The following is a 26,274-nucleotide window of genomic DNA, read 5'->3' as shown; positions in this document are numbered from 1 at the left end:
AGGGCGCAATTTGCGCCTTTTTTATCTATTTATGCTTTTTAGAGTGGCTTAAGCAGCCTTATCCGGTGCTGAAACAGGTGCGTTAGGTTGGAAGTGAACGATACATTTGCCATCTATTGTTTGTGTGCCGACTTTTAGCTGCACGGCTTTACCATCCGTTTGACCTTGGCAGGCTTTGGTCGCAGCTTGTTCACGCGCTTGACGTTCAGCTAAACGTTGATCGTATTGCTGAGTTAACTCAGCACGTTTCGCATCGGTTAGTGGTTCGCCACGATGCATATGCATGCCACGGAATTCACCACGATCGGCTTTATCGCCACGCATTGGGCGATGTTCACCACGTTTCATTTTATCGCGGTTCGGTTTAAATGAAATCGCACATGTGCCTTCTAGTGTTTGCTCACCTGCTTTAATTTGGACTACTGAACCCACCGCTTTGCCATCGCAGGCTTTTTTAATGTCTTGCATGACTTGTTTACGTTCAGTACGCATTTTTTCAAATTGTTTGCGTTGTTCAGGCGTCATGTGACGGTCTTTTTGATAATGACCATGCATATATTGCGACTGCTTCATATCTTTTGGTGCTTGTGTGGATTGACAGGCAGTCAACGCACCTACAGATAAAACGCTGGCAGTGGCTAAAGCAATTTTTGTCATCTTATTCATTCTAAATTCCCCCATACAAGAGCATGTGATTTTGGATGATTAAAGATTAAATAATAAAGATGTAGAAACAATGGAGAGTTTTTTCTAGCACTGTTGGTTACAATGCTCAAAATCAATAAGAAAAGCTGAGATTGCGCTTTTGAAAATTCGCCGTATACCCATCGCATTACGCCTGTTCTTAACAGTGCTGCTGACGACCTTGCTAATTACCACGGTCAGTTTGGGGGTATTGCATGTCAATATGCAGCGAAACTTCAGCAAATATGTGGCTGATGTCGAAATGCAAAAGCTGGACTTAGTCATTCAAAACTTGGCAGAAGTCTATGCGGTATATCACGATTGGGGCAACGCCATTCAGGCGCAAATTCTCCAAATTGAAGGTGAGGCTGCACCCGATGATTATGACCGTTTATCGCGGTGGTGGTTGCGCCGTCAGTATGACATTGCCTTGCAGCAGCGTTATTTTCAGGAACATACCTTAGCCAATGTGAACCCAAGTGTGGTCGAACCTGATCCAGCCAAACGACAAGCCAATGCCGCAGAACTTCGCTGGTTAGAACTGAATTTACCTTCACAATTCCAGCCATTTGAAGGTTTGGTATTTCCTTTAAGTGCCAATCAAAATGCTTTCCGTTCAGATCGTAAAAATGAAGGGCAAAACAACGCGACAGAATCTTCAGGTAAAAAACAATTTATTTCGATGCCTGACCGCTTGGGTTTGAGTTCGCGCTTATCTTTATATGATGCACAGCGGCAATTTGTGGTAGGAGAGCCTGCTGAAACTCAAATTTCTTATCGTCCAATTATGGTCAATGAAAAAGTCGTGGGCTATTTAGGCTTAAAACCTGTGTTAGATCAGGAAGATGCTTTAAGTATTAACTTTTTTAGTAAGCAAACCCGTTATTTATTATTGGTTTATGCTTTAAGTATTTTGGCGAGCTTGATTGCTGCATTGTTATTGGCGACCTATTTTAAAAAACCGATTCAGCGTTTGTTGAATGGTACACGTGAATTGACCAAAGGGCATTATCAGCATCAGGTCACGGTCAATCGTAATGATGAATTGGGTGATTTATCTACCGAGTTGAATCATTTGGCGGTGATTTTAGATCAACATGAAACTTCACGTCGTCAGTGGGTGGCAGATACTTCACATGAGTTGAAAACCCCGTTGGCCGTATTGCAGGCGCAAATTGAAGCTATGCAGGATGGTATTCGCAAAGCAACGCCAGAACATTTGGCTGCGATGATGCATCAGGTCAACAGTCTGAAAAAACTCACTCAGGATTTATCAGACTTAGCGCAAGCTGAGGCTATGCAGTTGAAATGCTATTTTGCGACCATTGATCCATGGCAAGTGATTGAGCAGGAAATTGAAAGCTTCAAGCCGAAATTTGAACAGGCGCAGTTGGACTTGATCGTGTCGGGTGAAGGCACGCAATTACAATTGGATATAGACCGTTTTAAACAAATTATGCTCAACTTGCTCAGTAATAGTATTCGTTATACCGAAGCGGGTGGGCAGGTGCATATCCATACCAGTCAAAGCGTAACAGAATGGACAGTATATGTAGATGACAGTCCGTTTGGTTTAAGTGATGAACAATTGGCACGTTTGGGTGAGCGTTTCTATCGCGCCGATGATTCACGTACACGTGCCACAGGCGGGACAGGTTTAGGTCTGGCTTTATCGGTCAAAATTGCCAAAGCATTGGGCGGAGAGTTAAGTTTTGCACATTCACCATTGGGTGGTTTACGTTGCAAATTAAGCTTTCCCAAAACAATCAAATCTTGAAAGACTTTAAGGAATCGTGCATGAAACATATCTTGCTGGTTGAAGATGAAATTGAACTTGCCCAATTGGTGCGAGATTATTTAGAAGCTGCTGGATTTGAAGTCAGTATGTTTCATGATGGACAAGAGGCCTATGACAGCTTTTTGCAGCGTAAACCAAGCCTGATGATTTTAGACTTGATGATTCCTCGTATGGATGGTTTGACCATTTGCCGCAAAGTGCGTGAACAGTCTGATGTGCCTATTATTATGGTCACGGCACGTACTGAGGAAATTGATCGGGTGCTAGGTTTGAACATGGGCGCAGATGATTATGTATGTAAGCCTTTTAGCCCGAAAGAATTGGTCGCGCGCGTGCAGGCAGTATTGCGCCGTTTGGAACGTAAAAATGAGCCAGAAAGTAATGATTTATTCCGTATGGATAAAGCACAGCAGCGTATTTGGTATCAGCAAAAAACCTTGAATTTGACCCCAACCGAATTCCGTTTATTGGAATTGTTTTTAGAGCATGTCGGGCAGGTGTATTCACGTGCGCAATTGCTAGATCATATTAACCCTGACAGTTTTGAAGTGGCAGACCGTGTGATTGATAGCCACATTAAAAACTTGCGCCGTAAAATTTCTGATGCTGCCGAAACAGGTAATCGTCATGAATGGATTCAGGCGGTGTATGGTGTGGGTTATCGTTTTGAGTATCCTGAAGATTAAGCCTTAGCTGTAGAAAAAAGCGAATCAGGGAGGGTTCGCTTTGGCTGTTTCCTTTCCATTTTGGAAGGTTAAAAATGAATCGGTGAATATCCTTAAAAAAAATCACAGATTTTATTGGTTGAAGGGCATTGCACTTCTTAAAAGCTCAACCCTTTGTCTTTCCGCTTTCCTTAATTTTGCGACTACCAGTTCATAGGAGTTTAAGACCAAATCTTGCACCAATTGCTCATCTAAATTGTCATCTGCAAAAATCAAAATCCAGTGCTGTTTGTTCATGTGCCAACCTGCACGGATATACGGATAAAAATCGCGTAGCATGGCACCATGTTCAGGTTGAACTTTTAGATTGATGATGGCATGACCATTTAAATTCAGACTCAGCATAAATACTTTATCGAAAACTTTATCCTGTGGATAACCACAGCTTTTTCCACAGAAAATGTGTATAACTTTGTTGGAATTTTAAACGTCCTTTGGCGAGTGCATTGATATTAAGATGAACAACTCACCATCACTTCTGGCACATCACTGGGTAAAGGTGTTAAATCTTCAGGTTTTTCCAATGCCGTTTGTTGAATATACGGTTGGCTGAGCAAGTTAAATAAACGCTCAACTTCTGAAAAATCATCACGTTCTGCGTGCTCAATCGCCTTTTGTGCCATGTGATTGCGCAAAATATAATGAGGGTTGACTTGCTGCATAGCAGTATCTAAGGCATCGGTATCCTGATGTTCACGAATTTGTAAATACTGCGCCAAAAAGCTTTCCCACTGACGACGATCCAAACAATCATCCAGTATTTCTGTGTATTGTTTATTTTGTAGGCGGATAAAGCTTTGGGTGTAATCCAGTTGCTCACTTTGCAAAATGCGTAAGAAGTTGGTAGCGCAGTCAAAACTGTCTTTGTGGAAACTTGGTAGTCCCATTTTTTCACATAAACCAAGTTTGTAATGCTCTAAAAAAGTCGGTTCAAAATGCTCTAAACATGCTGCCAGTGCTTGTTTCCAGTGTTCTTTCTGATCTGGGTTTTGTTCAAGCGGAATTAAATTGTTCAACCAAACCCACAAATTCCAGTGTGCCACACTCGGTTGTTGTTGGTAGGTATAACGTCCTTGATAGTCCGAATGGTTGTTGATCCAGTTGGGACGAAAACGCTCCATAAAGCCATAAGGGCCAAAATCGAGTGTTGAACCTGTAATATTTAAATTATCGGTGTTCATCACGCCATGCGCAAAACCGACCAATTGCCATTTGGCAATCATGACAGCGGTACGTTGAATGACTTGTGTAGCAAAGGCGAGTACAGGCTGTTCGGCTGTCAAGCATTCATGATAGTGCCATTCGATACACTTTTGCACAAATTCAGGCAGTAATTCAGGTTGATACTGATTGATCCATTCAAAATGTCCCAAACGAATATGACAGTCTGATGTGCGTAATAGCATTGCGCCAAGTTCTAATTTTTCACGTTGTACGCCTTGAGTAGATGAGGTAAATCCAACTGCATTGCTTGATGGCACACCCAGCGCATTTAAAGCATGACCTGCCAAATATTCACGAATCACTGAACGTAACACGGCACGTCCATCCCCCATACGTGAATAAAGCGTTGCACCTGCACCTTTTAAATGAAGATCAATTGTACGTTGTTGTGTGTCCAAAACTTGCGCAATAAGTAAACCGCGTCCATCGCCCAATTGACCTGCCCACTGACCAAATTGATGTCCCGCATAGACCATTGCCAAAGCAGGAAATTCTTTAAACGTGGTTTGTCCGCTGCAAATTTCAACCCATTGTTGTTGTTCCTCTGCTGTCCATTGCAGTTCTTTTGCCAATGCAGCATTAAAGTGTCCTGCTTTTGCACCTTTTAAAGGTAAAGGCTGCTGCATGTGATAAAGACGGGCGGGCAGGGTCGGATAACGTGGATTAAATTGCATGATGATGAAGCGCTTGGCACAAAGTGAGTTTCACTATAGCAAACTTAGACTTTAAAAACTGTAGTCTAAAAATGCAGAAAGCCCTGAACAGGTCAGGGCTTTCGCAGTGCATCAGAACAGAGGTTTATTCAGATACAGGATTCTTTTTCAGGTTGCGCATCAGCAAGTTCAAGGTTTCACGATGGTGTGAAAGACGCTGTTCAACCAACTGGAATTCAACTTTCAATTTGTCATCCATTTGGTGAATTTTTTCTGCTACAGACGCTTTTTTCGCCTGAATTTCTTGCTCTTTTAACTTTGCCCAATCGTTCAGGGTTTGGGTAAAGGCATCATATTCTTGCGAAATACGGCTTTTAACTTGGCCAATGTCATCATTTACATTGTGTCCATAGACCGCCAAGTCTTGCTCTGCATATTTAAAACGCATCGCCAATTCTGCTTTTTTAATATTAAAGCTTGGAATACGGCGTAAGTTTTTCGCTAAGCCCAACTTCGAGCATGACCAAATTAACCATTTAGTTGGGTCATATTGCCACCATTTTACGCCATTACGATAATCATACTGGAAAATGTGGTGATAGTTATGATAACCCTCGCCCCAAGTGGCAATTGCTAACCAGAAGTTATCACGCGCGGTATTTTCGTCAGTATAAGGACGCGAACCCCACATGTGGCACAGCGAGTTAATAAAGAAGGTAACATGGTGGCTTAAAATCAGACGCATTAAACCGCCCAATAACAACACGCCCCACATATCGCCCACAGCCCAACCAATTGGCACCAAAATGCCAACGTGAACTGCAATTACGAGCGGAATATAGTATTTGTGTTGGAACATCACCAACTTGTCATTTAACAAATCTGGCGCATTTTTAAAGTTTGGCTCTGCGGCAGGGTAGTCACGTAGCATCCAGCCCATGTGCGCAAACCAAAAACCATTATTAATTGAATATGGGTCTTTTTCGACATCATCAACATGGCGGTGATGGGTGCGGTGACCTGAACCCCAGAACAAAATACTGTTCTGAACGGCAAATGTTCCCATAATCATTAAAATGATTTTCAAGGGAAGGGTAGCTTCATAAGCACGGTGTGCCCATAAACGGTGATAACCTGCTGTAATACCCAAGCTACTTACGCCAAGTAATACAAACATGCTGATCCAAGCGGCTAAGCTAAAATCATGGTGATAGGCATACCAAGGAATCGCGATCACTGCAACAATAGGTAAGAAAACCAGTGCAAAGATGGCAATCCAGTTGATTGGGGCTTTGGGTAAGGGAGCATTCATCTCCAACAGCACTCCTAGAACCTTGGGAGGTATAAATGGACGCTTAATCCGTTATAACGCTATGACCGATCTATAGATTGAAATCATAGTATTAAATTTTTTAGGGATTAATTTTTTCGCATATTAGCATGAGCGTATTCACGATCACAGCATTATTGTACAGTTGTATTGTACTGGGTGGTAACAGAATATAATGGTATCTGCGAGATTTTACGGAAATATGATATACGGTAGCCAAACAAGCACGATAAATCATTTATTTATTCATCAATATGCTTAAGGTTACCGCTTACAAGTGTTGCATCATCAGTTTAGGATAATCGGTAATTAAACCCTGAATCCCTAAATCTTTAAGCTGTTTGGCGCGTTCAATCTGGTTGACTGTCCAAACGCTGATATTCAGTTTGGCCTGTTGTGTGGCTTGAATGAGCGCACCGGTTGCGAGTTCGTTCATCCAACCAATTTGGCAACAACCTAATTCTAAAGCCTGATCAATGGCTTGATATTGCAGATCATCTTCAACCAATAAACCGCGTTTAAAGCGTGATTTTTGTTGTTGCAAAGCCCAGTGAATTTTCGGATCAAAACTGGTGATGATGGCGTTGTGTTCAAAACCCTTCAAATGTTGCTCTAAACTTTGGGTAATTTTTTCGGCAGCGGCATGCGAGTTGACCGCTTTGACTTCTACTTCAATATGATCAAAACTTTGAATAATGTTCATGGTTTGATTGAGTAGGGGCGTGGTTTCGACTTTATTCCAGTCCGACCACATCACCGCATGATTGTAATGGTTTAAATCTTCCAGACTACATTCATACAGTGCTTTGTCTTGTCCTGTGGTGCGAATGAATTGATCATCATGCATAACCACTAAGGCATTGTCTTTGAGTTGACGCACATCAAACTCAACCGCTCGAATGCCAATATTTTGAATATATTCAAAACCACCGAGTGTGTTTTCAGGCGCTTCGCCACGCGCACCACGATGACCAATTATGCGCATAATGTGCCCATGAATTGAAAGTTTGCTTTCATTTTGCAAGTACGACGTGACAAAGAGATGACATCTCTTATTTTGGTCGGATGGTGTGAAATTTCAAGCAGCATCCGACGTGATTTTTTAGATGCAAAATCAGGGCTTTATTTTAGTTTCCGATTTTAGCTTGTAATGTTAGTTGTCGATACTGTCATTGATGTTCTTTTGCCATAACACTTCGCTGCCTCCTTCGGCACGTTGCAAGCTGCGAGATGCGACAAATAGCCAGTCAGACAGTCGGTTCAGTAATTGCAAAGACGGTGCCTGAATATTTTGATCACGGTTGTGTACGGTCATTAAACTGCGTTCTGCACGACGACATACAGCACGAGCTTGATGTGCATAACTGCATGCCAATGTACCTGCAGGTAAAATAAATTCTTTGAGCATTGGCAGGCTTTCATTCATACGGTCAATGTCTTGTTCTAGGTACTCAATTGCAAGCGGTTGTACGAGGTGGTAATTGGGGATACAGACTTCACCGCCTAAATCGAATAGCCAGTGCTGAATCAGGCTGAGCGATTTGTCCCAAGTGTTTTTGTCTTGAATGCTGCTATGTGTAATTTGTGAGCGCAATACGCCAATGCAGGCATTGAGTTCATCGACATCACCCAGTGCATGAATGCGTAAGTCGTCTTTGGCAACACGTGAGCCATCGCCCAGTCCTGTTGTACCTGAGTCGCCTGTGCGGGTGTAGATTTTGCTTAAACGGTGGCCCATGATCGTTCCTTGTTTGAAAGTGAAAGTTGCGTTTACTTGGTCGTAAGAAATAAAAGCTGGCGCAATAAAAAAGGATAATGTCGGTCATTACATTATCCATAAACTGCGCTGTTTTAAAGTTTTTGTTGTTATGCGGGTTTTAGTAGCGGAAAGTTACACCTGCTGAAGCGAGGCGACCGCCGTTGATGTAGTAATAACCTTGATCTTGGTATGCGGTCTTGTATTCAACATCCCCAATATTTTGAATATTGGTAAATAGTTTGACATTTGGGTTTACATTCCAGAAAGCATTTACATCAACCGTTGCATAACCTGGGTTCTTATAGTTTTTATCCCAATCTTTGGATTTGGATTTAGCGACCAAAGATGCGCTAATACCATATATTTCATTTTGTAAGCCAGTTGTTAAGGTAAAACCTTGACGTGGGCGACGATTTAAATCTTGATGAGTTGCAGCATTTTGAGGTTTAACGTAACTATAGGTTGCTTTAGCAAATAAATCATCTTGCTGCCAACCTAAATAAGCCTCACCCCCTTGGTACGTCGCCTTTTGAATATTTGTCAGTTTGCCATTGCGGTCTGAGGCGATTAAATCTTCAACTTCTGTATAGTAAGCAGATAAACCTGTTTGCAAGCCATAAGCTAGATTTTGGTCAAAACCAATTTCATAGGAGGTGCTTTCTTCTGGGTTCAGATTAGGGTTGCCATTCCATGAATTATAAAGTTCATTCAAGGTTGGCGATTTAAATGCTGTACCTACATTTACATATGCGCTAGTTGATGGTAGCAATTGATACCGAGCAGCAATTTGACCTACAGTATGCGTCCCATATTTTTCATTGTCTTCTACACGAACACCCACTTGGGTATTAAGTTTAGTCCCGTTAAGTTGATGCTGAATATAATATCCGGTTGAGTCTACTTCTTCATCATAGGGTGTGCCATAAGATAGAATATCGCCATCGAGATTGCGATGAGTCACACCCGTAAGTAAAGTCTGCTGAGGCATGAAGTTCCATTTACCATAGAATTCTGCTTCTTGAGTTTTACCATGTACAAAGTCGGTTGAATCTTTTTGGTCGACTTCATCTGTAAATTGAGACAAACGTGCATTCAGTTCAAATTGATCGGTCAGGTTTATACGACCGCGAAGATTGATAATTTCATTTTCAAAGTCTTGTTTCAGCAATGCACCGTTAAATGTATAAGCATCATATAAGCTAGTGCCTTTATTTGTGCTGTAGTCAATTGATGTTGCAAAGTTTTCTTTTTCTACACCAAGTTTGGTACTAAAGCCTTTTTGATCAAAAGAAGCAGTTTCATTGCTGCTAGTTTTTTGGTTGGTTACTTTTGTTGCATCAGATTCTAATCGTTGGCCGCGAATTTGAGCATAAAAACTGTCTTCATATAAATCAGCACCGATGACGGATTTATAGGTTTTGTTTTCGCCCACTTCACCTGTAATAAAGGCACCTGTTTTTTCAGGTTTTTTTGAAATCAATTGAATCACACCGCCAATAGCATCTGTACCATAGAGAACAGATGCAGGACCTTTTAGAATTTCGATTTGTTTGATATCTGTGGTGTCAATAAAAGCAAGATTTGCTGTACCCGAAGATGCATTATTTAATCGTATACCATCACGTAAAATCAAAGTATGGTCTGATTCAGTACCACGCAAATAAATATCGGCAAGTTGCCCCATACCACCACTTTGAACCATGTTGATGGCAGCATTGTATTTTAGTAAATCAGGAAAAGAAGCAATTGGCGATTGTTCCAAAATCTTTGGCTCAATAATATTAATCCGCGCAGGAACATCTTTAATATTTTGTTCACTACGTGAAGCAGTAACAACAAGCGTATCTAAAGCAACATTCACCACACGCTGATCTTGCGATTCTGCAGCAAAAACTGAAGTTGAAAAACCCATTGCAAGCGCAATTGCGCCCACTAAAGCAGTAGGCTGAAAAAGAGTAGACATGACTTTGCTCCATACATTCACCCCACGTGAATGATTGAGTTAAGGGCACAACAAGCAGGTCTCCGGACTTCAATGTGCCAAGCATCTTCTAATTTATGATTGCTTCGCTGTATATCCACCTTCCCATATTGTTCATACAGTGGTGTAAATCATAAGATTTAAATTGATATACGTTTCATGGTTACCGTTGCGGGGGCAGTGTTGGACTTTCACCAACTTCCCTAAAGCTCAAAGCTAGGACTCGTTGCATTTGCGCGAAGTATAAAGTCTGTATGCCATTTAAACAACGGAAATGCAGAATAATCCGCCTGAACTTCACTCAACCCCTTAAAATTGCATTACAATGATTCGCCCCAATATCTGATTTTGTTAGTGTGAACAGACAATTTAAAAGTCACGCACAGCAAGATCAGCAAAATGAAAATTGAAAATCAGGATTAGAGTCCAAAACGATGCGTACCCGTGCCAAAATTTGCGGAATCACGCGAATTCAAGATATAAACAGTGTGGTGCATGCGGGTGCAGATGCGATTGGCTTGGTGTTTTATCCACCTAGCCCACGCAATGTGAGCATTGAGCAAGCACAAGGCTTGCTGCAACACATTCCCGCTTATGTGCAAGTGGTTGGTTTATTTGTCAATGCAACGGCAGAAGAAATAGCCGCTGTACTGAAACAAGTACCTTTAGATATTCTGCAATTTCATGGTGATGAAACACCCTTGCAATGTCAGCAAATAGCACAGCAAGTTGGACGTCGATGGTACAAAGCCATTCAGGTCAAACCTGATTTAAATGTGTTAGATGCGATAAAAAGCTATCAACAAGCAGGTGCAAGCGCAGTATTATTAGACGCGTGGCATCCTGAACTCAAAGGTGGAACAGGACACAGTTTTGACTGGTCAAAATTCCCCAAACTCGATATTCCTTTAATTTTGGCGGGTGGTTTAAACCCTGAAAATATTGAAGATGCAATTCAGACGACTCAAGCCTATGCCGTTGATGTCAGTGGCGGAGTTGAGTCTGCAAAAGGTATTAAAGACCAACAACTCATAGAAAACTTCATGCAAGGAGTCCAACGTGGATCAGCAAAGTACAAATCACAATAACTCAGTGATTGACTATACCCAATTCCCAGATGCAAAAGGGCATTTTGGTATCCATGGCGGACGTTTTGTGTCAGAAACGCTGATGGCGGCTTTACAAGATTTAGAGAAATTGTATTTCCGCATGAAAGATGATCCGCAGTTTTTGGCAGAATTCGACCGCGATCTCGCCTACTATGTAGGTCGTCCTAGTCCTTTGTATTATGCTGAGCGATGGTCAAAAGAGTTGGGTGGTGCACAAATTTACTTAAAACGTGAAGATTTGAACCATACTGGCTCACATAAAGTGAACAACACCATTGGTCAGGCACTGTTGGCAAAACTGTCTGGTAAAAAACGCATTATTGCCGAAACAGGTGCAGGTCAGCACGGTGTAGCAACCGCGACCATTGCCGCTCGTTTAGGCTTGGAATGTGTGGTGTTCATGGGTGCAGAAGACGTGAAACGTCAGGCTATGAATGTTTACCGTATGCGTTTACTCGGGGCAACGGTTGTACCTGTAGAAAGTGGCTCAAAAACCTTAAAAGATGCCATGAACGAAGCCATGCGTGACTGGGTCACCAATGTTGACTCTACATATTACGTGATTGGTACGGTCGCTGGCCCACACCCATATCCACAATTGGTACGTGATTTCCAGTCGATTATTGGTCGTGAAGCGCGTCGCCAAATTCAAGAGCAGGCAGGTCGTTTACCTGATGCATTAGTAGCTTGTGTAGGCGGTGGTTCTAATGCCATGGGCTTGTTTTATCCATTCTTGAACGATGCCGAAGTGAAAATGTACGGTGTCGAAGCTGCAGGTTTAGGCATTGAAACAGGCAAACACTCTGCACCATTGAATGCAGGACACGTGGGCGTATTACACGGTAACCGTACTTATTTAATGTCTGATGCACAAGGTCAGATCATTGAAACCCACTCTATTTCTGCAGGTCTGGATTATCCAGGTGTAGGGCCAGAGCACAGCTTCCTGAAAGATATGCACCGTGTCGATTACGTGCCAATCAATGACCAAGAAGCCTTGCAAGGTTTCCGTGATTTAACCCGTATCGAAGGGATTATTCCTGCTTTAGAAAGCTCGCATGCTATGGCTTATGTGAGCAAGCTTGCACCAACGATGGATAAAGACCAAATCATTATTGCGACTGTTTCAGGTCGTGGCGATAAAGACTTAATGACTGTTGCCCGCATTGATGGCGTGGAAATGGTGGATATGTAAATCGTAAACTGCTTGAAATAAAGTATGCTACATTTCAATTCAATCGTGCTGAAGCAATTCGGCACGATTTTTTATTTGGAGGATTGAAAAATTCTCGCTACTTTAAACAATCATGCTTAAAAATCATCAACTATAAAAGCCATCAAGCTTAGGATATTTGCGCAGGAGTCGGATATGCCCAGTTTATTTATCGTGATGTTAGGCGGACGTCATGCGCGAGCCAATACCGAAGTGCATGATGTGGTACTTGCGGTAGGTGATTCTTTAGAACAGACCTATCCGCAACTCAAGCAGGCTTGGTTTGCAGAACCGAAAGGTTTGCATATTGACGCATGGGCGCAAATTAATGGTGTTGAGTTTGAAGGTAAATCCTACTATTTAAAATTTACCGATGCGCAGCCGAACCAGGCAGAAAACCGACTGTATTTAATTAATTTAGGTGGATATGATCCGCGTGAGTTTGGCGAGTTACATCGTTATGTACTGGTGGTGGCGCAAAATCCAATGGTGGCAAAACAGCGTGGTAAAGCCTATTTTGCCCAGCACTGGCAAAAACAACATACCGATCGGGTCTTAGAGGTAGATGATTGTATTGCGATAGATCAGGTGCATGGTCGCTATGTGCAATTGGTTGAAGGCTCATTTTCAGGCAATCGTTGGGAAAATACCTATCTGACTTTGAATGCTGATGCTTAAATACCTTCAGAATATTGAGGGAAAGATATCTATTAATTTATATTTTGTATATTTAGTGAACGCTCAAGCCTTAAAATAGTAAAACAATCTATGCTTTTATAGTTTTTTGAACAAAATCATAAGCTGCGGGTTTTTTGTACATGCATTTGTAGGCATAATACGACCAAAGATGAATTGTTTTTAGACAATAGGGAATGTCTTCAATGGATTTAATTCAGGCGAATGGACAACCGCATTATGGACGTTTTAGTGAACTTCCCAAAAAAATTGATTATCAGGCTTATCAATATAAATCACCGTATGGTGAAGTATTGTCGGGTTGGCGTAAACGCTTAAAATATAAAAAGTTTAAATTTTGTAGTATTCAGCACGAACACTATACCATTGGGCTTGCGATTGCCGATATTGCTTGGGCAGGGCACGGTTTTGTCTATATTTATAATCACATGACGGGCGAAGTGCAGGAATGGAATGCGATTAATTTTTTATCGCGTAATACGGTTTTAGATGAGCAACCGTTATTTAATCAAAGTTTTTTTGAAAAATCGCCATTTCAAATTGAAATTCAACATGCCAATGGTGTGCGTTATATCTGCGTGACCAAATATGGTGAAATTAAACTCAGTGCGCGGATATTTTGTGCAGGCACAGACCCGCTAAGTATGTGTAGCCCAACAGGTATTAATGGTTGGACTTACACCCAAAAACTGACCACGCTCGGCTGTGAAGGCTATTTTGTTAATAAAACTGGACAAACCATTCAATTCCATGAGCGCACCTTTGCCTCTTTAGATGATACCTGCGGTTTTTTACGTCCTGAAACGGCATGGTTTTGGTTGTCGTGTAACTTCTGGGATACCGAAAACCGTCGAGTAGGTTTGAATCTGGCTTCTGGTGTGAATGAAAGTTTTGGCAATGAAAATTGTTTGTGGATTAATGGCGTGCTGTATCCATTAACAGATGTTTTGTTCCAACCTGAAGATGATGGTTCGTGGAGCATTCGCTCACTGGATCATCGTTTGAATTTAACTGTCAGCACAGGTTGGCGCCGTTATGAAAACCTGAATTTGCGTCTAGTCGGCAGTCAGTTCAGCCAATGGCAAGCTAAAATTAGTGGTACTATTCAACAAGACGATACCGAAATTATTTTGTTAAACGAATACGGCTTGCTTGAACAGCATTATGCCAAGTGGTAGGGCAAGTTTTTAACCAAGATTGTACGTCACCACTTGCAGATCATCATGTGACGTCATCTATCACTCACTTGAATCGCCATTGAGTTTTTACATAAACGGCAAAAAAAGGCGCATTATGCAATTTCACTATGCGTTCAGAATTGGCATGATATTGCGAAATATATCAAGGTGAGTTTCACATGGCACAAGGTCTTTTGGCGGGTAAGCGTTTTTTAATTGCTGGTATTGCAAGTAAATTATCTATCGCATTTGGTATTGCAGAAGCATTGCATCGTGAAGGTGCAGAATTAGCATTTACTTATCCGAATGAAAAACTCAAAAAACGTGTTGATGACTTCGCTGCACAATTTGGCTCAAGCATTGTATTGCCTTGCGATGTAGGCGTAGATGCAGAAATTGAGCAAGCTTTTGCTGACTTGGCAAAGCACTGGGATGGTTTGGATGGTTTGGTTCACTCGATTGGTTTTGCGCCTGCGCATACTTTAGATGGTGACTTTACCGATGTTACAGATCGTGATGGTTTTAAAGTTGCGCATGACATTAGTGCTTATAGCTTTATTGCGATGGCACGTGCTGCAAAACCATTATTACAAGCACGCCAAGGTTGCTTATTGACTTTGACTTATCAAGGTTCTGAGCGTGTGATGCCAAACTACAACGTCATGGGTATGGCGAAAGCATCTTTAGAAGCAGGTGTACGCTACTTGGCTTCAAGCTTGGGTGCTGACGGTATTCGCGTGAATGCAATTTCTGCAGGCCCAATTCGTACGCTTGCCGCATCAGGCATTAAATCATTCCGTAAAATGTTAGACCTCAATGAAAAAGTTGCACCTTTAAAACGCAACGTGACCATTGAAGATGTTGGTAATGCGGCATTATTCCTTTGCTCACCATGGGCGAATGGTATTACTGGTGAAATTCTGTATGTCGATGCAGGTTTTAACACGGTTGGTATGAGCGCAGAATTAATGCTAGATGCTGAATAAGCATTGCATCAAGCAGATAAAACCGAAGTTTAGGCTTCGGTTTTTTTATCGCTGCATTTTAAGTAAGAGGTATTTTGCAGATTGCTGTAATTTTATTTTCTTCTTTGACGCATCTGCTGCTATAAATAGATGGGTTGACAATATTTCAAAATAAAACTGGGTTTTAGGTCTTAAAAATGAATGCGGAACAATTGCAAAAAACGTTACATGCCAGTCAATATGCAGAACAAGTCTTGGCAAATCACGAAAGCCTGTTACAGCAGGATTATGCAATTGACCAATTTCTAAAACCGCTGAGCGCAGACTATATTCATCAATTGGTGATTTCGACTTTACAAGACATTCAAGATGAAACCTTGTGGATGAAAACCCTGCGAATTTTACGCGCGCGTTTAATGTTCCGCTGGATTTGGCAAGATGCCAACCAACTCACCGATGTGGTGACGTTGACACAGGAACTTTCAGACTTTGCCGATATTTGTGTGCAAGTTGCCAAAGATTTTGCGCGGATTCCGTTGGTTGCCAAGCATGGCGAACCGATGGGATATAACGGCAAAGTCCAAGACCTGATTGTGGTCGCCATGGGTAAACATGGTGCGCAGGAACTGAATTTATCCAGCGACATCGACCTGATTTTTGCCTTTGATGAACAAGGCGAAACCAATGGACGCAAGTGTATTGAAGTGCAGCAATTCTGCATTTTATGGGGACAAAAACTGATCTATCTATTAGATCATATCACCGCCGATGGTTTTGTTTTCCGTGTCGATATGCGTTTACGTCCGTGGGGTGATGGTTCGGCTTTGGCGATTAGCCATGTCGCACTGGAAAAATATTTAAGCCAGCATGGACGCGAATGGGAACGCTATGCTTGGATTAAGGCACGTATTATCACAGGTGGGCAAGAAGGTTATGAACTGCTGGAAATGACCCGACCTTTCGTATTCCGCAAATATGTCGATTACACCGCCTTTGAAGCCATGCGCGAAATGAAAGCCATGATTGAGCGCGAAGTGCAGCGTCGTAATATTGAAGACAATATTAAATTGGGCGCGGGCGGTATTCGTGAAGTTGAATTTATTGTGCAGGTTTTTCAGCTGATTTACGGTGGTTCAAAACTAGAATTACAAGACCGCCAGTGTTTGGTGAGTTTGCGCCATTTGGGTGAAGCTGAATTGCTAGAGCCACAAGCCGTACTGGATTTGGAAGATGCCTATTTATTCCTGCGTCGAGTAGAACATGCCATTCAAGCCTTGAATGATCAGCAAAGCCAAGCTTTACCGACTGAACCTGAGTTACGCGCACGCATTAGCGATACTTTGGGCTTTGCCGATTGGGACAGCTTTATGCAGACCCTAAATGAAAAGCGTGTCAAAGTCATTTATCAGTTTGAGCATTTAATTAAAGAAAATGAACCCGATTCTTTGCTGGAAAATTACAGTCAGCTAGAAAAACAGCTCGATGCGGTACTAGACGATCAAGCGAAAAATTTAGTGCATGAGTTCTGGTATGGACATGCCATTAAAAAACTCACCGCCAAAGCTTTACAGCGTTTAAAAACCTTTTGGCCACACTTGATTGAAGCAGTGTTGCAGTCAGAAAATCCACAAATGGCATTGATGCGTTTAATGCCACTGGTCGAATCTGTTCTGCGTCGTACCGTGTATTTGGTCATGCTGATTGAAAGCAAGGGGGCACTGCAACGCTTGGTAAAAATGGCCACAGTCAGCCCGTGGATTTGTGAAGAATTGACGCAATATCCTGTGTTGTTGGATGAATTTTTATCTATGGATTTTGAATTGCCAAAACGCAGCGATTTGGAAGATTCTTTGCGCCAACAATTGCTGCGCATTGAACTGGATGAAGTTGAAGACCTCATGCGGGTGCTACGTTTATTCAAAAAATCCAACGTATTAACAGTTGCGGCCAGCGATGTACTGGCAGAAAGTCACTTAATGAAAGTGTCAGATGCGTTAACCGATATTGCCGAAGTGACCGCAAATGCAGCCCTACAACTGGCCTATCAAATGATTGTCAAAAAACATGGTTATCCGCTAGACAGTGAAGGGCAGCGCTGTGGTTTGGAGCATAACGCTTTTGCCATTATTGGTTATGGCAAAGTGGGTGGCATCGAACTGGGTTACGGCTCAGATTTAGACGTGGTTTTTATTCACAACATGGATGAACAAGCCGATACCGATGGCATTAAACCGATCAGTGGCTTTGAGTTTGCCATGCGGGTGGCACGCAAATTTGTATCTTTAATGACCACGCAAACTTTAGATGGTCGCGTTTATGATGTCGATACCCGTTTACGTCCTTCGGGAGATGCGGGTTTACTGGTGACCAGTTTACGCGCTTTCGAGCAATATCAACTGAAAAGTGCGTGGCTGTGGGAGCATCAGGCTTTGGTTCGTGCACGCAGTATTGCAGGCGAACAATGTTTACGTGACAAGTTTGAAGTGTTGCGTTGTCAGATTTTAACCCAGCCGCGAGATGAAGCTTATGTCCGCAGTGAAGTGCTGAAAATGCGTCAAAAAATGAAAGATCATTTGGGTTCATCTAAAGAGCAAAAAAAAGATGGAATTTTTCATTTAAAACAGGATGCAGGTGGTATCGTTGATATCGAATTTATGGCACAGTATGCGGTATTAGCCTGGAGTGGGTCGAATCCTGATCTCGCCCATTATTCCGACAACGTAAGAATCCTTGAAGATGCCGCAAAAACAGGTTGCTTATCCAGCGACGATGCGACAGCATTGATTCAAGCTTATCTCCGTGAACGAGCCGAAAGCCACCGCTTAGCCCTTGCAAATCAATCCATGCAAGTCAATGCTGCGGACTGGTACGATACCCGTGAGGTCGTTTGCAAGTTATGGCAAAGATTAATTGATCCGACTGCTATGTCTGCGTTGGATTAAAATGACTATTGTATAAACATTTGGAGTGTGTGCCATGAATTTGGCTGATCGTGATGGTTTTATTTGGCAAGATGGACAATTGGTTGACTGGCGTGATGCAAAAATTCACGTCTTAACGCATACCTTACACTACAGTATGGGTGTGTTTGAGGGTGTCCGCGCTTATGAAACGCCAAACGGAACTGCGATTTTCCGTCTTCAGGACCATACTAAGCGTTTGTTAAACTCTGCAAAAATCTATCAAATGAAAGTACCATTTGATCAAGCAGCTTTAGAACAGGCGCAAATTGATGTGGTACGTGAAAACAAACTTTCATCGTGCTATTTACGTCCATTAATTTGGATTGGTTCTGAAAAATTGGGTATTGCTGCAACCAATAACACCATTCATGCTGCTGTTGCGGCTTGGGGGTGGGGTGCATACTTGGGTGAAGAAGCGATGGCTAAAGGTATTCGCGTTAAAACTTCATCGTTTACGCATCATCATCCAAACGTGACCATGTGTAAAGCTAAAGCTTCTGGTAACTACACTTTGTCTATTCTTGCACACCAAGAAGTAGCGCAAGCAGGCTATGACGAAGCGATGTTGATGGATCCACAAGGTTATGTATGCCAAGGTTCTGGCGAAAACGTATTCTTAATTAAAGATGGCGTTTTACATACACCAGACATCGCAGGCGGTGCTTTAGATGGTATTACGCGTCAAACGGTGATCACCATTGCTAAAGACTTGGGTTATGAGGTAGTTGAACGCCGTATTACGCGTGATGAATTCTACATTGCCGATGAAGCCTTCTTTACAGGTACAGCAGCAGAAGTTACTCCAATTCGTGAATACGATGACCGTGTAATTGGCTGTGGTTCACGTGGCCCAATTACCACTGAAATTCAAAAAACTTTCTTTGATGCAGTTCAAGGCAAGAATGACAAATATGCACATTGGTTGACTTACGTTAAATAAGTCACGCGTGTGTACCTGAGTCTATATTACTGACTCAGGTGTGATGACCCCATTCAGGCAGTGGCTTGAATGGGGTTTTGTTTTGTCTGCTATTACGTTATTGAACGGCTAAACTTCTTGGGAGGTTTATTTCTCACGTTACAGACATAGATGAATGATCAACTGTTTCTTCGTTGAGCTGGTGATGTACTAATTTGATCTTTTGGATAAATTCAGCCGCCCAAAACATGGCTTTTTTATAGCGAGAGGCAATCCCTACAATTGGTGAGATTTGATTTTAAAAAACGCTCAGTCTGTCGAATGTGATAGGAGATAGTGAATCAAATACGTGAAAAGTGTAGTAAAAATTAGACTAGAAACCGAATTTTGACCATTCTTTCAAAAATAAATCCACTTAAAATGTAACAAAAGTTAAAATAAAAATGTTATTAAAGTTAAATAAAAACAATGTGTTGGTTTAAATGTAAATAAATATATATTTTTCATTATCCCTAAAATTTGGATCACAAATTTTGGGGAGTGAGCTGCTCCCTAGTTTTTTGCGATGTCATTTAAAACAGTACTTTAATCTCGTAATTTGCTGAAATTCAAAGTTTATTAAAAATTGTGTGAAATGGGGCGTATAGATGGATTTTTGTGAGAAATACCTAAAATGAAGAAACTTGCTAAGGATTGAGTTTCAATAATTCTAACGATATCTCAAGTGAGTGAATGATTAAAAAATGGTTTTTTATAAGAGTTATGGAGAAATGACATGTCTAAATTTATTAAAACTGCTGCTGCTTTGATGGTTTTCGGAGCTTTTTCAACGGTAACAATGGCGGGTGGTGGTAATAATCCCCCTAAAGACCCTAACCCAACCCCAGTATGTAACGAAGGGCCATGTACAGGAAGTATTCCAATTCAAGTGATTGTGCCTAAGCGCTGTGAGCTGAAAGTGAAAACACCAAGTATCTCATTAAAAGATGGTGCACAAGCTTCTGGTCAATTTATGGTTGGGGCGAATGCAAACTACAACTTATTGGTCGATACCGACAACCGTGTTGGTGGAGGCAAAACAACCAAATCTGCAGCCAAATCAGGTAATCATGCAGTGGGCTTAACGGTTGAAACCAAACGTGCGGGTTCACCATCTTTGATTCAGTTAAACGATCAGCAAACCAATATTGCGCCAGGCAACAATGGCTGGAGTACTTACAATGTCTTGGTTAAAAGTGACGGTGTAGGTATTTCTAAACCAGCGGGTACCTATACCGATAAATACAACATTCGAGTGTCATTCTAATTCACTTGAACGCAATCTGAATCAGTTGGCTTTACCGACAGGGTGGAGTCAACTTTTTAGTCTAAAGACAAGCGTAATCAGACATTGTTGGGGGATGCATGAAAAAATTATTGAAATATGTGCTGGTCGCAAGTTGTTTATGTGCAGAGGCAGTTTATGCAAATTTGGTGATTTCACCGACGCAAATGTATTTGGGCGATAAAGCACGACAGCGCAGTGCAACAGTAGTCATGGAAGCCACAGATCTTACTGAACCGAAAAGCTTTGAAATGTCTGCCTACAAATGGTCGCAAAATGCACAGGGTGAAGATGTGCTAGAACCAGAACAAGACATCTTAATTAATCCTAAAAACTTTGTTTTACAACCGAATGCACAACAAGTGATACGCGTAGGTTTTAGCCGACCACTTTCTAAGGAAGAAATGGCGCAAGAAAAAACTTGGCGTATTGTTTTTAAAGAAATTGCCCCTGTGGTGGAAGAAGACGCTCTCCAATTTTTATTTACGATTTCTGTTCCTTTATTTGTGGGTAAGCAAGATGCCATTCAGGTGACTGCAACCCCGCGTTATCAAAACGACCATTTGTTTTTAGAGATAGAAAATCATGCTGCATCGCATGTGCAAATTTCTTCAATCAGCATTTTAAACCAACAAAAACAACCCATCGCAACCACACGTGAAATGAAATATTTGTTAAATCAACAAAAACACAGCTTTGATATGGGGCAAATCAAACTCAGTGATTTGAAAAATTACATACTCAAACTTGAAACAGATAAAAGTGAGCAAGCCATTGAGTTAAAAATGAAGGGCTAAATCATGCATAGAACTCGACTGTTTTTTGCGCTGCAATGTGTCCTGTGGGGGATACCATTACCCGCCAATGCTGCCAATACTGAAATGGCATTGAATAGTGTCTGGCTAAATGGCGTAGATCGTGTCATTGAAAGTCTAGTGTTGCAGCAGGATGGGCAACGCTATATGGAATGCGAGGTTTTGCAACAACTCGGTTTACAGCAAGACCGCTTACAAAAACACAGCGCACAAACTCAGTTCTGTTCTGTAAGCACCAATGAAATTCAGTCCGTGCAAGACGCTGCGCTGCAAGCCATAAAACTAACTGTACCAGCCAGCTATTTTATTGATGCACAATTTACCCAAACGCATGCGATTCCCTCAAAAGCGGACTTGGGTGGCTTTTTAAATTATGATGTGCTGTATGCACGTTATGATAATTACAATGAAATAAATGGCTTGACGGAGCTTGGTGTTTTTAAAGATTACTGGATTTTTAAAAATGCCATGATGTATCGCAAAGAGGTAGAACAAGATCAAGATAAGCTACTGCGTTTGAATACCAGTTTTGAAATAGAGTTTCCATCACGTTATCAGCGTTTAACCTTGGGTGATAACACCAGCGTTTATAATCCATTATTAGATACATTCAGATTTGGCGGTGTATCTTTTGGTTCGAATTTTAGTAGTTATCCAGACTTTATTTATTGGAATGTACCCACCTTAAGAGGCAGTGCTGTACTGCCATCCACCGTCGATTTATACATTAATGGCATCAATTTATATCAACAACAGATTACACCCGGACACTATAGCTTAAATACAGGCGCCAATATTCAGCAGTCGGGTGAGGCGCAGGTGGTGGTGGAAGATGTATTGGGTAACCGTACCGTGCAATCCTTTCCTGTCTATGTCACCACGCAATTACTCAAACCTGGGTTAAATGAATATAACTTTTCTGCAGGCAAGTTGCGTTATGACTATGACTACGTGTCAGATGATTATCGTGAGTTTTTTGGCAACCTTTATTTCAGACGTGGAATTACAGACAGCACGACTTTAGGAACCAATTTAAGTTATAGCAAAGATGTGCAGAATGTCGGGTTGCTATGGACGCAATCTCTCAGCAAATATGCCTTGTTAGATACGCATGCTGCGTCTAGCCACAGTGATTGGGGCGATGGTTATACCTTTGGCGCTTCGTTAAGCCGTAATGGAAGTCGGGTTGCACTTGGTGCAAGTCATAAATACTACAGTCCTGAATATCGTGGTTTGGGTTATAGCGATATGACACAAACAGTGGAATACGACAACTTAGCTTATGTCAGTATTTTCAATATTCCTTTCATTAATACCTTAAATGTGAACTATCTAGAGCGCCGTTATCATCCCAATGCAAATAATAGCTTTGCAGATAGCCAAATGCTTACAGTTGGTTTTTCTCGTATGTTTGGGCGTCAAACTTCACTGTCGTTTTCTTATTATAAAGATTTGAAAGTGCAGGATAGTGACGGGGCATATTTAACACTGAATTATCAATTTGACCAACGCCGCAGTGCGCAGCTTTCGCATAATTTTGATGAGCAAACCCAGTTGCGTTATGCACAGAGCAGCCTGACGCAAAATGGTGTGGATTACACTCTTGCTGTGCGTCACCAACAAACAGAAGGGGATATTGGGGTAAATGCCTATACCGCCCTGAAAATGCCGATGGGTAATTTATATTTAAGCCACGATGAAAGTGAACGCTTTAGCTACAGTCAAGCCAATTATCAGGGTGCAGTAGTGTGGTTAGACCGTAAATGGGCCATGACCAAATATGTAGACAATGCTTTTGCTTTGGTGAATGTTGGTGATATTCCAAATGTGGAAGTACAACGTGCCTTAACACCTGTTGGTAAAACCAATCAACACGGTTATGTGTTTGTGCACGACATTGTGCCTTACGTCAATTACGACGTGTCTTTTGATCAAGACCAGTTAGATTTGTATGACAGCTTTGAATATTCAAGCCAAAAAGTGATTGGTATGAATCAACGCGGCTATAAAGTGAATTTCCCTGTTCAGCGTACAGGATTGATCATATTGCGTTTACTCACGCCCGATCAGCAGACCTTTGTGCAGGGCAGTGAAGTGTATTTAAGTGATGATGCAACCGAATTTGTACCTGTGGGCAGCGATGGAAAAGTACATTTATATGGTGTGAAAGCAGGCAGTTATACGCTGAAGGTTAAAACCAAAGGTGGAAAAGTTTGCCATAGTTCACTTGAAGTCCCTCAAATTAAAGCAGGCACTGTTCCACAAACCAGACAGTTAGATTTGATTTGTCAGTAAGTATATCAGCAGGATGATTGAGGATGAGAACATGAAAAAATTAGGGATGGTAAAAAAATTAAGTCTAGTGCTGTGTGGATGCTGGATTTGTTTTCCTGCACAGGCTTGCACCATTGGTTCGGTCAGTGAATCTTTATTGCAAATGAGCTCACAATACCGTAGCCAGACTGCAACCAGTTTTAATGTGCGCTGTGATCGAGGTTATAGCATTCAGTTCAGTAGTCGTAATTTACGTGACAAACATGGCAGCAGTTTTGTGAATAATGGCACACACCGTTTACGCACCAGTATGAGTATTATGGGAGCAAAAACAAATCTGTGGAACACGCCCATCGCAGGGCATGTTTCTACGACAGGACATAAATACAGTGTCGCGGTACGCTTGGATGAACAACCGAGTTTGACAACGCCAGCAGGTCGTTATACCGATGAGTTGTATATTAATTTACTTTTTTAGAGGGCTTCGATGTGCAGCAGATCAGGTATTCAGCAAACAAGATATTCAGCAGGCAGGTATCCAATATCTGCTTTTTTTATCTATTTAGGGTGAATGACAGCAAACGATTTACATTAAATTTATACATAAAACTATATGTGCAAAACTAGGTATAGGCGATCATCGAGTTGTTAAAAAAATGACAAATGTGTCACCAAAGCATCATATTACTGCAATGCAGCTGCTCTATGCTAGCAAGCATAAAATAAGAATTGAGCATAAGGCGATGAGCAATGTATTGGCAAAGCAGAGCAGTAAATTAGAGCGTTACAGCGATGCATTTAAATTTCATTTCAAACAAGATCAAAAACAAAAAAGTAGCCAGCCTACCTCTGAACTCTCAGACCTTGTCCGCCCACGTTTAAAAATTGCCCTTGTAACAGAAACCTGGCCACCTGAAATTAATGGTGTGGCACGTTCACTGTTGCAGCTTTGCAAAGGATTGCAGGAACTTGGACACAAAATTTTATTGATTCGCCCTGAACAAAAACAAGCCTGCACTCAATTCCAACCGTATCAAGAATGTCTGGTAAAAGCACAAGCCATTCCTAAATATCATAATTTACAATTTGGCTGGCCGCAGTGGTCTAAACTTTCGCAGGCTTTAGATGAGTTTCAACCTGATGTGGTGCATATCGTCACTGAAGGCCCTTTAGGGCTTGCCAGTTTACATATTGCAAAATCAAAAAATATTCCAGTATCAAGTGGTTTTCACTCCGCATTTCAAGATTTTAGCCGTTTTTTCGATTTGGCATTTTTACTCAAGCCAATTCAGCACTATCTAAAATGGTTTCATAACAATACCTCGCTGACGTGTGTGCCAAGTAGCCATACTGAAAAATCATTGCGTCAGTTTGGTGTGCAAGGGCCTTTGGTGGTGGTTGGGCGTGGTGTCGATGTTGAATATTTTTCACCAGATTTTCGTTCTACCCAACTGCGAGCAAGCTGGGGTGCGAGTGAAAATACGCGGGTGATGTTGTATGTAGGGCGTTTATCACCTGAAAAAGAAGTCAATCTTATTATTGATGCCTATCAGCGTATGCCAAAAAATACCGAACAGCCTGTGAAATTGGTGATTGTTGGAGATGGGCCAGACCGTGAACGTTTAGAAGCCATGAACGCTCAGGGAGATATCATTTTTACAGGTAGTTTAAGTGGCACAGCACTTGCACAAGCCTATGCCAGTGCCGATGTGTTTGCTTTTGCCAGTCAGGTCGAAACCTTTGGCAATGTCGTGTTAGAAGCTATGGCCAGTGGCTTGCCTGTCATTGCTTATGACTATGCTTGCGCACGTTTACATCTAAAACCGAATGAAACAGGCTGGTTGAGTCCACTCGGTCAGCCAGAAGATTTGGTCGGTCATATCCACCGACTTCCCGATCTTACAACCCTTAGACAGATGGGCGAACACGCCCGCAAAGCGACTTTAAATATTGGCTGGCAGTATCCAGTCCAACAATTTGAGCAGGCGTTATATCTGGTGGCGAAGGAGCTACACATGCCATCTTAGCTATACGCCAAAGAGGAGAGAACTGATGAAGTTTAAAAATGCAAAAATAAGAATGCTGGATCTCGACTTAAAAGGCTGTTTGTATCTTAACCATTTTTCCCACTCTCAGCGGGTGGCACAATTTTTTAAAGTTATTAGCCGTTTGGGCGATGGTGTGTTCTGGTATGTCATGCTCGCAAGTGCATGGATGATGCAGGGCATTGGTTATAGTTTACAAATTATTTATCTGTTGTTAGGCGGATCTGTCGGCACAGGTATTTATAAATATTTAAAACAAAAAACCGTCCGTCCACGTCCGTATCAGGTACACCAAGTGATCCGTTTGGGTGAACGTCCCTTAGATCATTTTAGCTTCCCATCAGGTCACACTTTGCATGCAGTCATGACCACAACGGTTTTGGGTTATATCCAGCCAGTATTGTTGATGTTGATGTTGCCCTTTACGATTTTGGTGGCCGTTTCCCGTATGATTTTAGGCTTGCACTATCCGAGTGATGTGGCAGTCGGGGCGATGATTGGCGGTTCAGTGGCGAGTGCGATTATTTTGGCTGCACCTTATGTAAATATTGTTTTATAAGCTTGGATAAAACCAAATCGAAAATTCAGTGCAGTAATGGCAGGCAGCCCATGCGAAATT

The 26,274-nt window shown here is 41.8% G+C and carries 21 protein-coding genes, 1 pseudogene and 1 riboswitch; of the genes and pseudogenes, 15 read left to right on the top strand and 7 right to left on the bottom strand.

Annotation, left to right across the window (positions count from 1 at the left end):
- Positions 1–48: 48 nt before the first annotated feature.
- Complete coding sequence (locus FTU98_RS04350) at positions 49–666, bottom strand: hypothetical protein (RefSeq protein ID WP_179993916.1); 618 nt, start codon at positions 664–666, stop codon at positions 49–51.
- 139 nt (positions 667–805) lie between these two features.
- Between FTU98_RS04350 and baeS the strand changes: the two genes are divergently transcribed.
- Together baeS and FTU98_RS04340 are read left to right on the top strand one after the other, a co-directional pair.
- Positions 806–2,461: a sensor histidine kinase efflux regulator BaeS gene (gene baeS, locus FTU98_RS04345; RefSeq protein ID WP_180050513.1), complete on the top strand. Its 1,656-nt coding sequence runs from the start codon at positions 806–808 to the stop codon at positions 2,459–2,461.
- Positions 2,462–2,481: 20 nt separating this feature from the next.
- Positions 2,482–3,168 (top strand): response regulator, encoded by a 687-nt coding sequence (locus FTU98_RS04340; protein ID WP_179995984.1) that lies wholly within the window; start codon positions 2,482–2,484, stop codon positions 3,166–3,168.
- A gap of 111 nt (positions 3,169–3,279) precedes the next feature.
- Here the strand turns inward: FTU98_RS04340 and FTU98_RS04335 are convergent.
- From FTU98_RS04335 to FTU98_RS04310, 6 genes and pseudogenes are all read right to left on the bottom strand, one after another.
- Positions 3,280–3,573: pseudogene (locus FTU98_RS04335) on the bottom strand (MmcQ/YjbR family DNA-binding protein); the annotation flags it as partial.
- Between the two features lie 86 nt (positions 3,574–3,659).
- Positions 3,660–5,105 carry a YdiU family protein gene (locus FTU98_RS04330; protein WP_180050510.1) on the bottom strand — a complete coding sequence of 482 codons (1,446 nt, stop codon included), beginning with the start codon at positions 5,103–5,105 and terminating at the stop codon, positions 3,660–3,662.
- A gap of 124 nt (positions 5,106–5,229) precedes the next feature.
- Positions 5,230–6,396: an acyl-CoA desaturase gene (locus FTU98_RS04325; RefSeq protein WP_096901530.1), complete on the bottom strand. Its 1,167-nt coding sequence runs from the start codon at positions 6,394–6,396 to the stop codon at positions 5,230–5,232.
- Between the two features lie 289 nt (positions 6,397–6,685).
- Positions 6,686–7,399, bottom strand: coding sequence for a glycerophosphodiester phosphodiesterase (locus FTU98_RS04320; protein ID WP_180050506.1), 714 nt, complete (start codon positions 7,397–7,399; stop codon positions 6,686–6,688).
- Between the two features lie 168 nt (positions 7,400–7,567).
- A complete protein-coding gene (locus FTU98_RS04315) occupies positions 7,568–8,152 on the bottom strand; it encodes a cob(I)yrinic acid a,c-diamide adenosyltransferase (protein WP_180050503.1) in 585 nt (194 codons plus the stop codon).
- A gap of 139 nt (positions 8,153–8,291) precedes the next feature.
- Positions 8,292–10,136 (bottom strand): TonB-dependent siderophore receptor, encoded by a 1,845-nt coding sequence (locus tag FTU98_RS04310; protein ID WP_019836281.1) that lies wholly within the window; start codon positions 10,134–10,136, stop codon positions 8,292–8,294.
- 35 nt (positions 10,137–10,171) lie between these two features.
- Positions 10,172–10,396, bottom strand: a riboswitch (cobalamin riboswitch).
- Between the two features lie 192 nt (positions 10,397–10,588).
- Here FTU98_RS04310 and FTU98_RS04305 point away from each other — a divergent pair.
- The 13 genes from FTU98_RS04305 (at position 10,589) to FTU98_RS04245 (ending at position 26,214) form a co-directional block, all read left to right on the top strand.
- Positions 10,589–11,242 carry a phosphoribosylanthranilate isomerase gene (locus FTU98_RS04305; RefSeq protein WP_004975062.1) on the top strand — a complete coding sequence of 218 codons (654 nt, stop codon included), beginning with the start codon at positions 10,589–10,591 and terminating at the stop codon, positions 11,240–11,242.
- Complete coding sequence (trpB, locus tag FTU98_RS04300; RefSeq protein ID WP_004975067.1) at positions 11,214–12,458, top strand: tryptophan synthase subunit beta; 1,245 nt, start codon at positions 11,214–11,216, stop codon at positions 12,456–12,458. Before FTU98_RS04305 ends, trpB begins: the two co-directional genes overlap by 29 nt.
- Before the next feature lie 174 nt (positions 12,459–12,632).
- The gene (locus FTU98_RS04295) at positions 12,633–13,154 is read left to right on the top strand and encodes a DUF1543 domain-containing protein (protein WP_096901526.1); all 522 of its coding nucleotides are present in this window, start codon (positions 12,633–12,635) and stop codon (positions 13,152–13,154) included.
- Between the two features lie 203 nt (positions 13,155–13,357).
- Positions 13,358–14,350, top strand: a complete 993-nt coding sequence (locus FTU98_RS04290) for a DUF2804 domain-containing protein (RefSeq protein WP_180050500.1) — start codon at positions 13,358–13,360, stop codon at positions 14,348–14,350.
- 179 nt (positions 14,351–14,529) lie between these two features.
- Positions 14,530–15,336 (top strand): enoyl-ACP reductase, encoded by an 807-nt coding sequence (locus tag FTU98_RS04285; RefSeq protein ID WP_004975071.1) that lies wholly within the window; start codon positions 14,530–14,532, stop codon positions 15,334–15,336.
- A 176-nt stretch (positions 15,337–15,512) separates the two neighbouring features.
- Positions 15,513–18,257, top strand: coding sequence for a bifunctional [glutamate--ammonia ligase]-adenylyl-L-tyrosine phosphorylase/[glutamate--ammonia-ligase] adenylyltransferase (glnE, locus tag FTU98_RS04280; RefSeq protein WP_096901524.1), 2,745 nt, complete (start codon positions 15,513–15,515; stop codon positions 18,255–18,257).
- 34 nt (positions 18,258–18,291) lie between these two features.
- Positions 18,292–19,218: a branched-chain amino acid transaminase gene (locus FTU98_RS04275; protein WP_004975074.1), complete on the top strand. Its 927-nt coding sequence runs from the start codon at positions 18,292–18,294 to the stop codon at positions 19,216–19,218.
- A 754-nt stretch (positions 19,219–19,972) separates the two neighbouring features.
- Positions 19,973–20,503: a hypothetical protein gene (locus FTU98_RS04270; RefSeq protein WP_180050497.1), complete on the top strand. Its 531-nt coding sequence runs from the start codon at positions 19,973–19,975 to the stop codon at positions 20,501–20,503.
- A gap of 98 nt (positions 20,504–20,601) precedes the next feature.
- The gene (locus FTU98_RS04265) at positions 20,602–21,318 is read left to right on the top strand and encodes a molecular chaperone (protein ID WP_104852477.1); all 717 of its coding nucleotides are present in this window, start codon (positions 20,602–20,604) and stop codon (positions 21,316–21,318) included.
- 3 nt (positions 21,319–21,321) lie between these two features.
- A complete protein-coding gene (locus tag FTU98_RS04260) occupies positions 21,322–23,631 on the top strand; it encodes a fimbria/pilus outer membrane usher protein (RefSeq protein WP_180050495.1) in 2,310 nt (769 codons plus the stop codon).
- Between the two features lie 31 nt (positions 23,632–23,662).
- A complete protein-coding gene (locus FTU98_RS04255) occupies positions 23,663–24,088 on the top strand; it encodes a hypothetical protein (RefSeq protein ID WP_004975083.1) in 426 nt (141 codons plus the stop codon).
- A 265-nt stretch (positions 24,089–24,353) separates the two neighbouring features.
- Positions 24,354–25,637 (top strand): glycosyltransferase family 1 protein, encoded by a 1,284-nt coding sequence (locus FTU98_RS04250; RefSeq protein WP_179997079.1) that lies wholly within the window; start codon positions 24,354–24,356, stop codon positions 25,635–25,637.
- 25 nt (positions 25,638–25,662) lie between these two features.
- On the top strand, positions 25,663–26,214 hold the full coding sequence (locus FTU98_RS04245; RefSeq protein WP_004975087.1) for a phosphatase PAP2 family protein: 552 nt from the start codon (positions 25,663–25,665) through the stop codon (positions 26,212–26,214).
- Positions 26,215–26,274: the final 60 nt, after the last annotated feature.

It is taken from the genome of Acinetobacter sp. YH12211 (assembly GCF_013418015.1).
Classification (GTDB): Bacteria; Pseudomonadota; Gammaproteobacteria; order Pseudomonadales; family Moraxellaceae; genus Acinetobacter; species Acinetobacter towneri.
The sequence above is the reverse complement of the archived record's forward strand: the minus strand, read 5'-3'. Positions and strand labels throughout refer to the sequence as shown.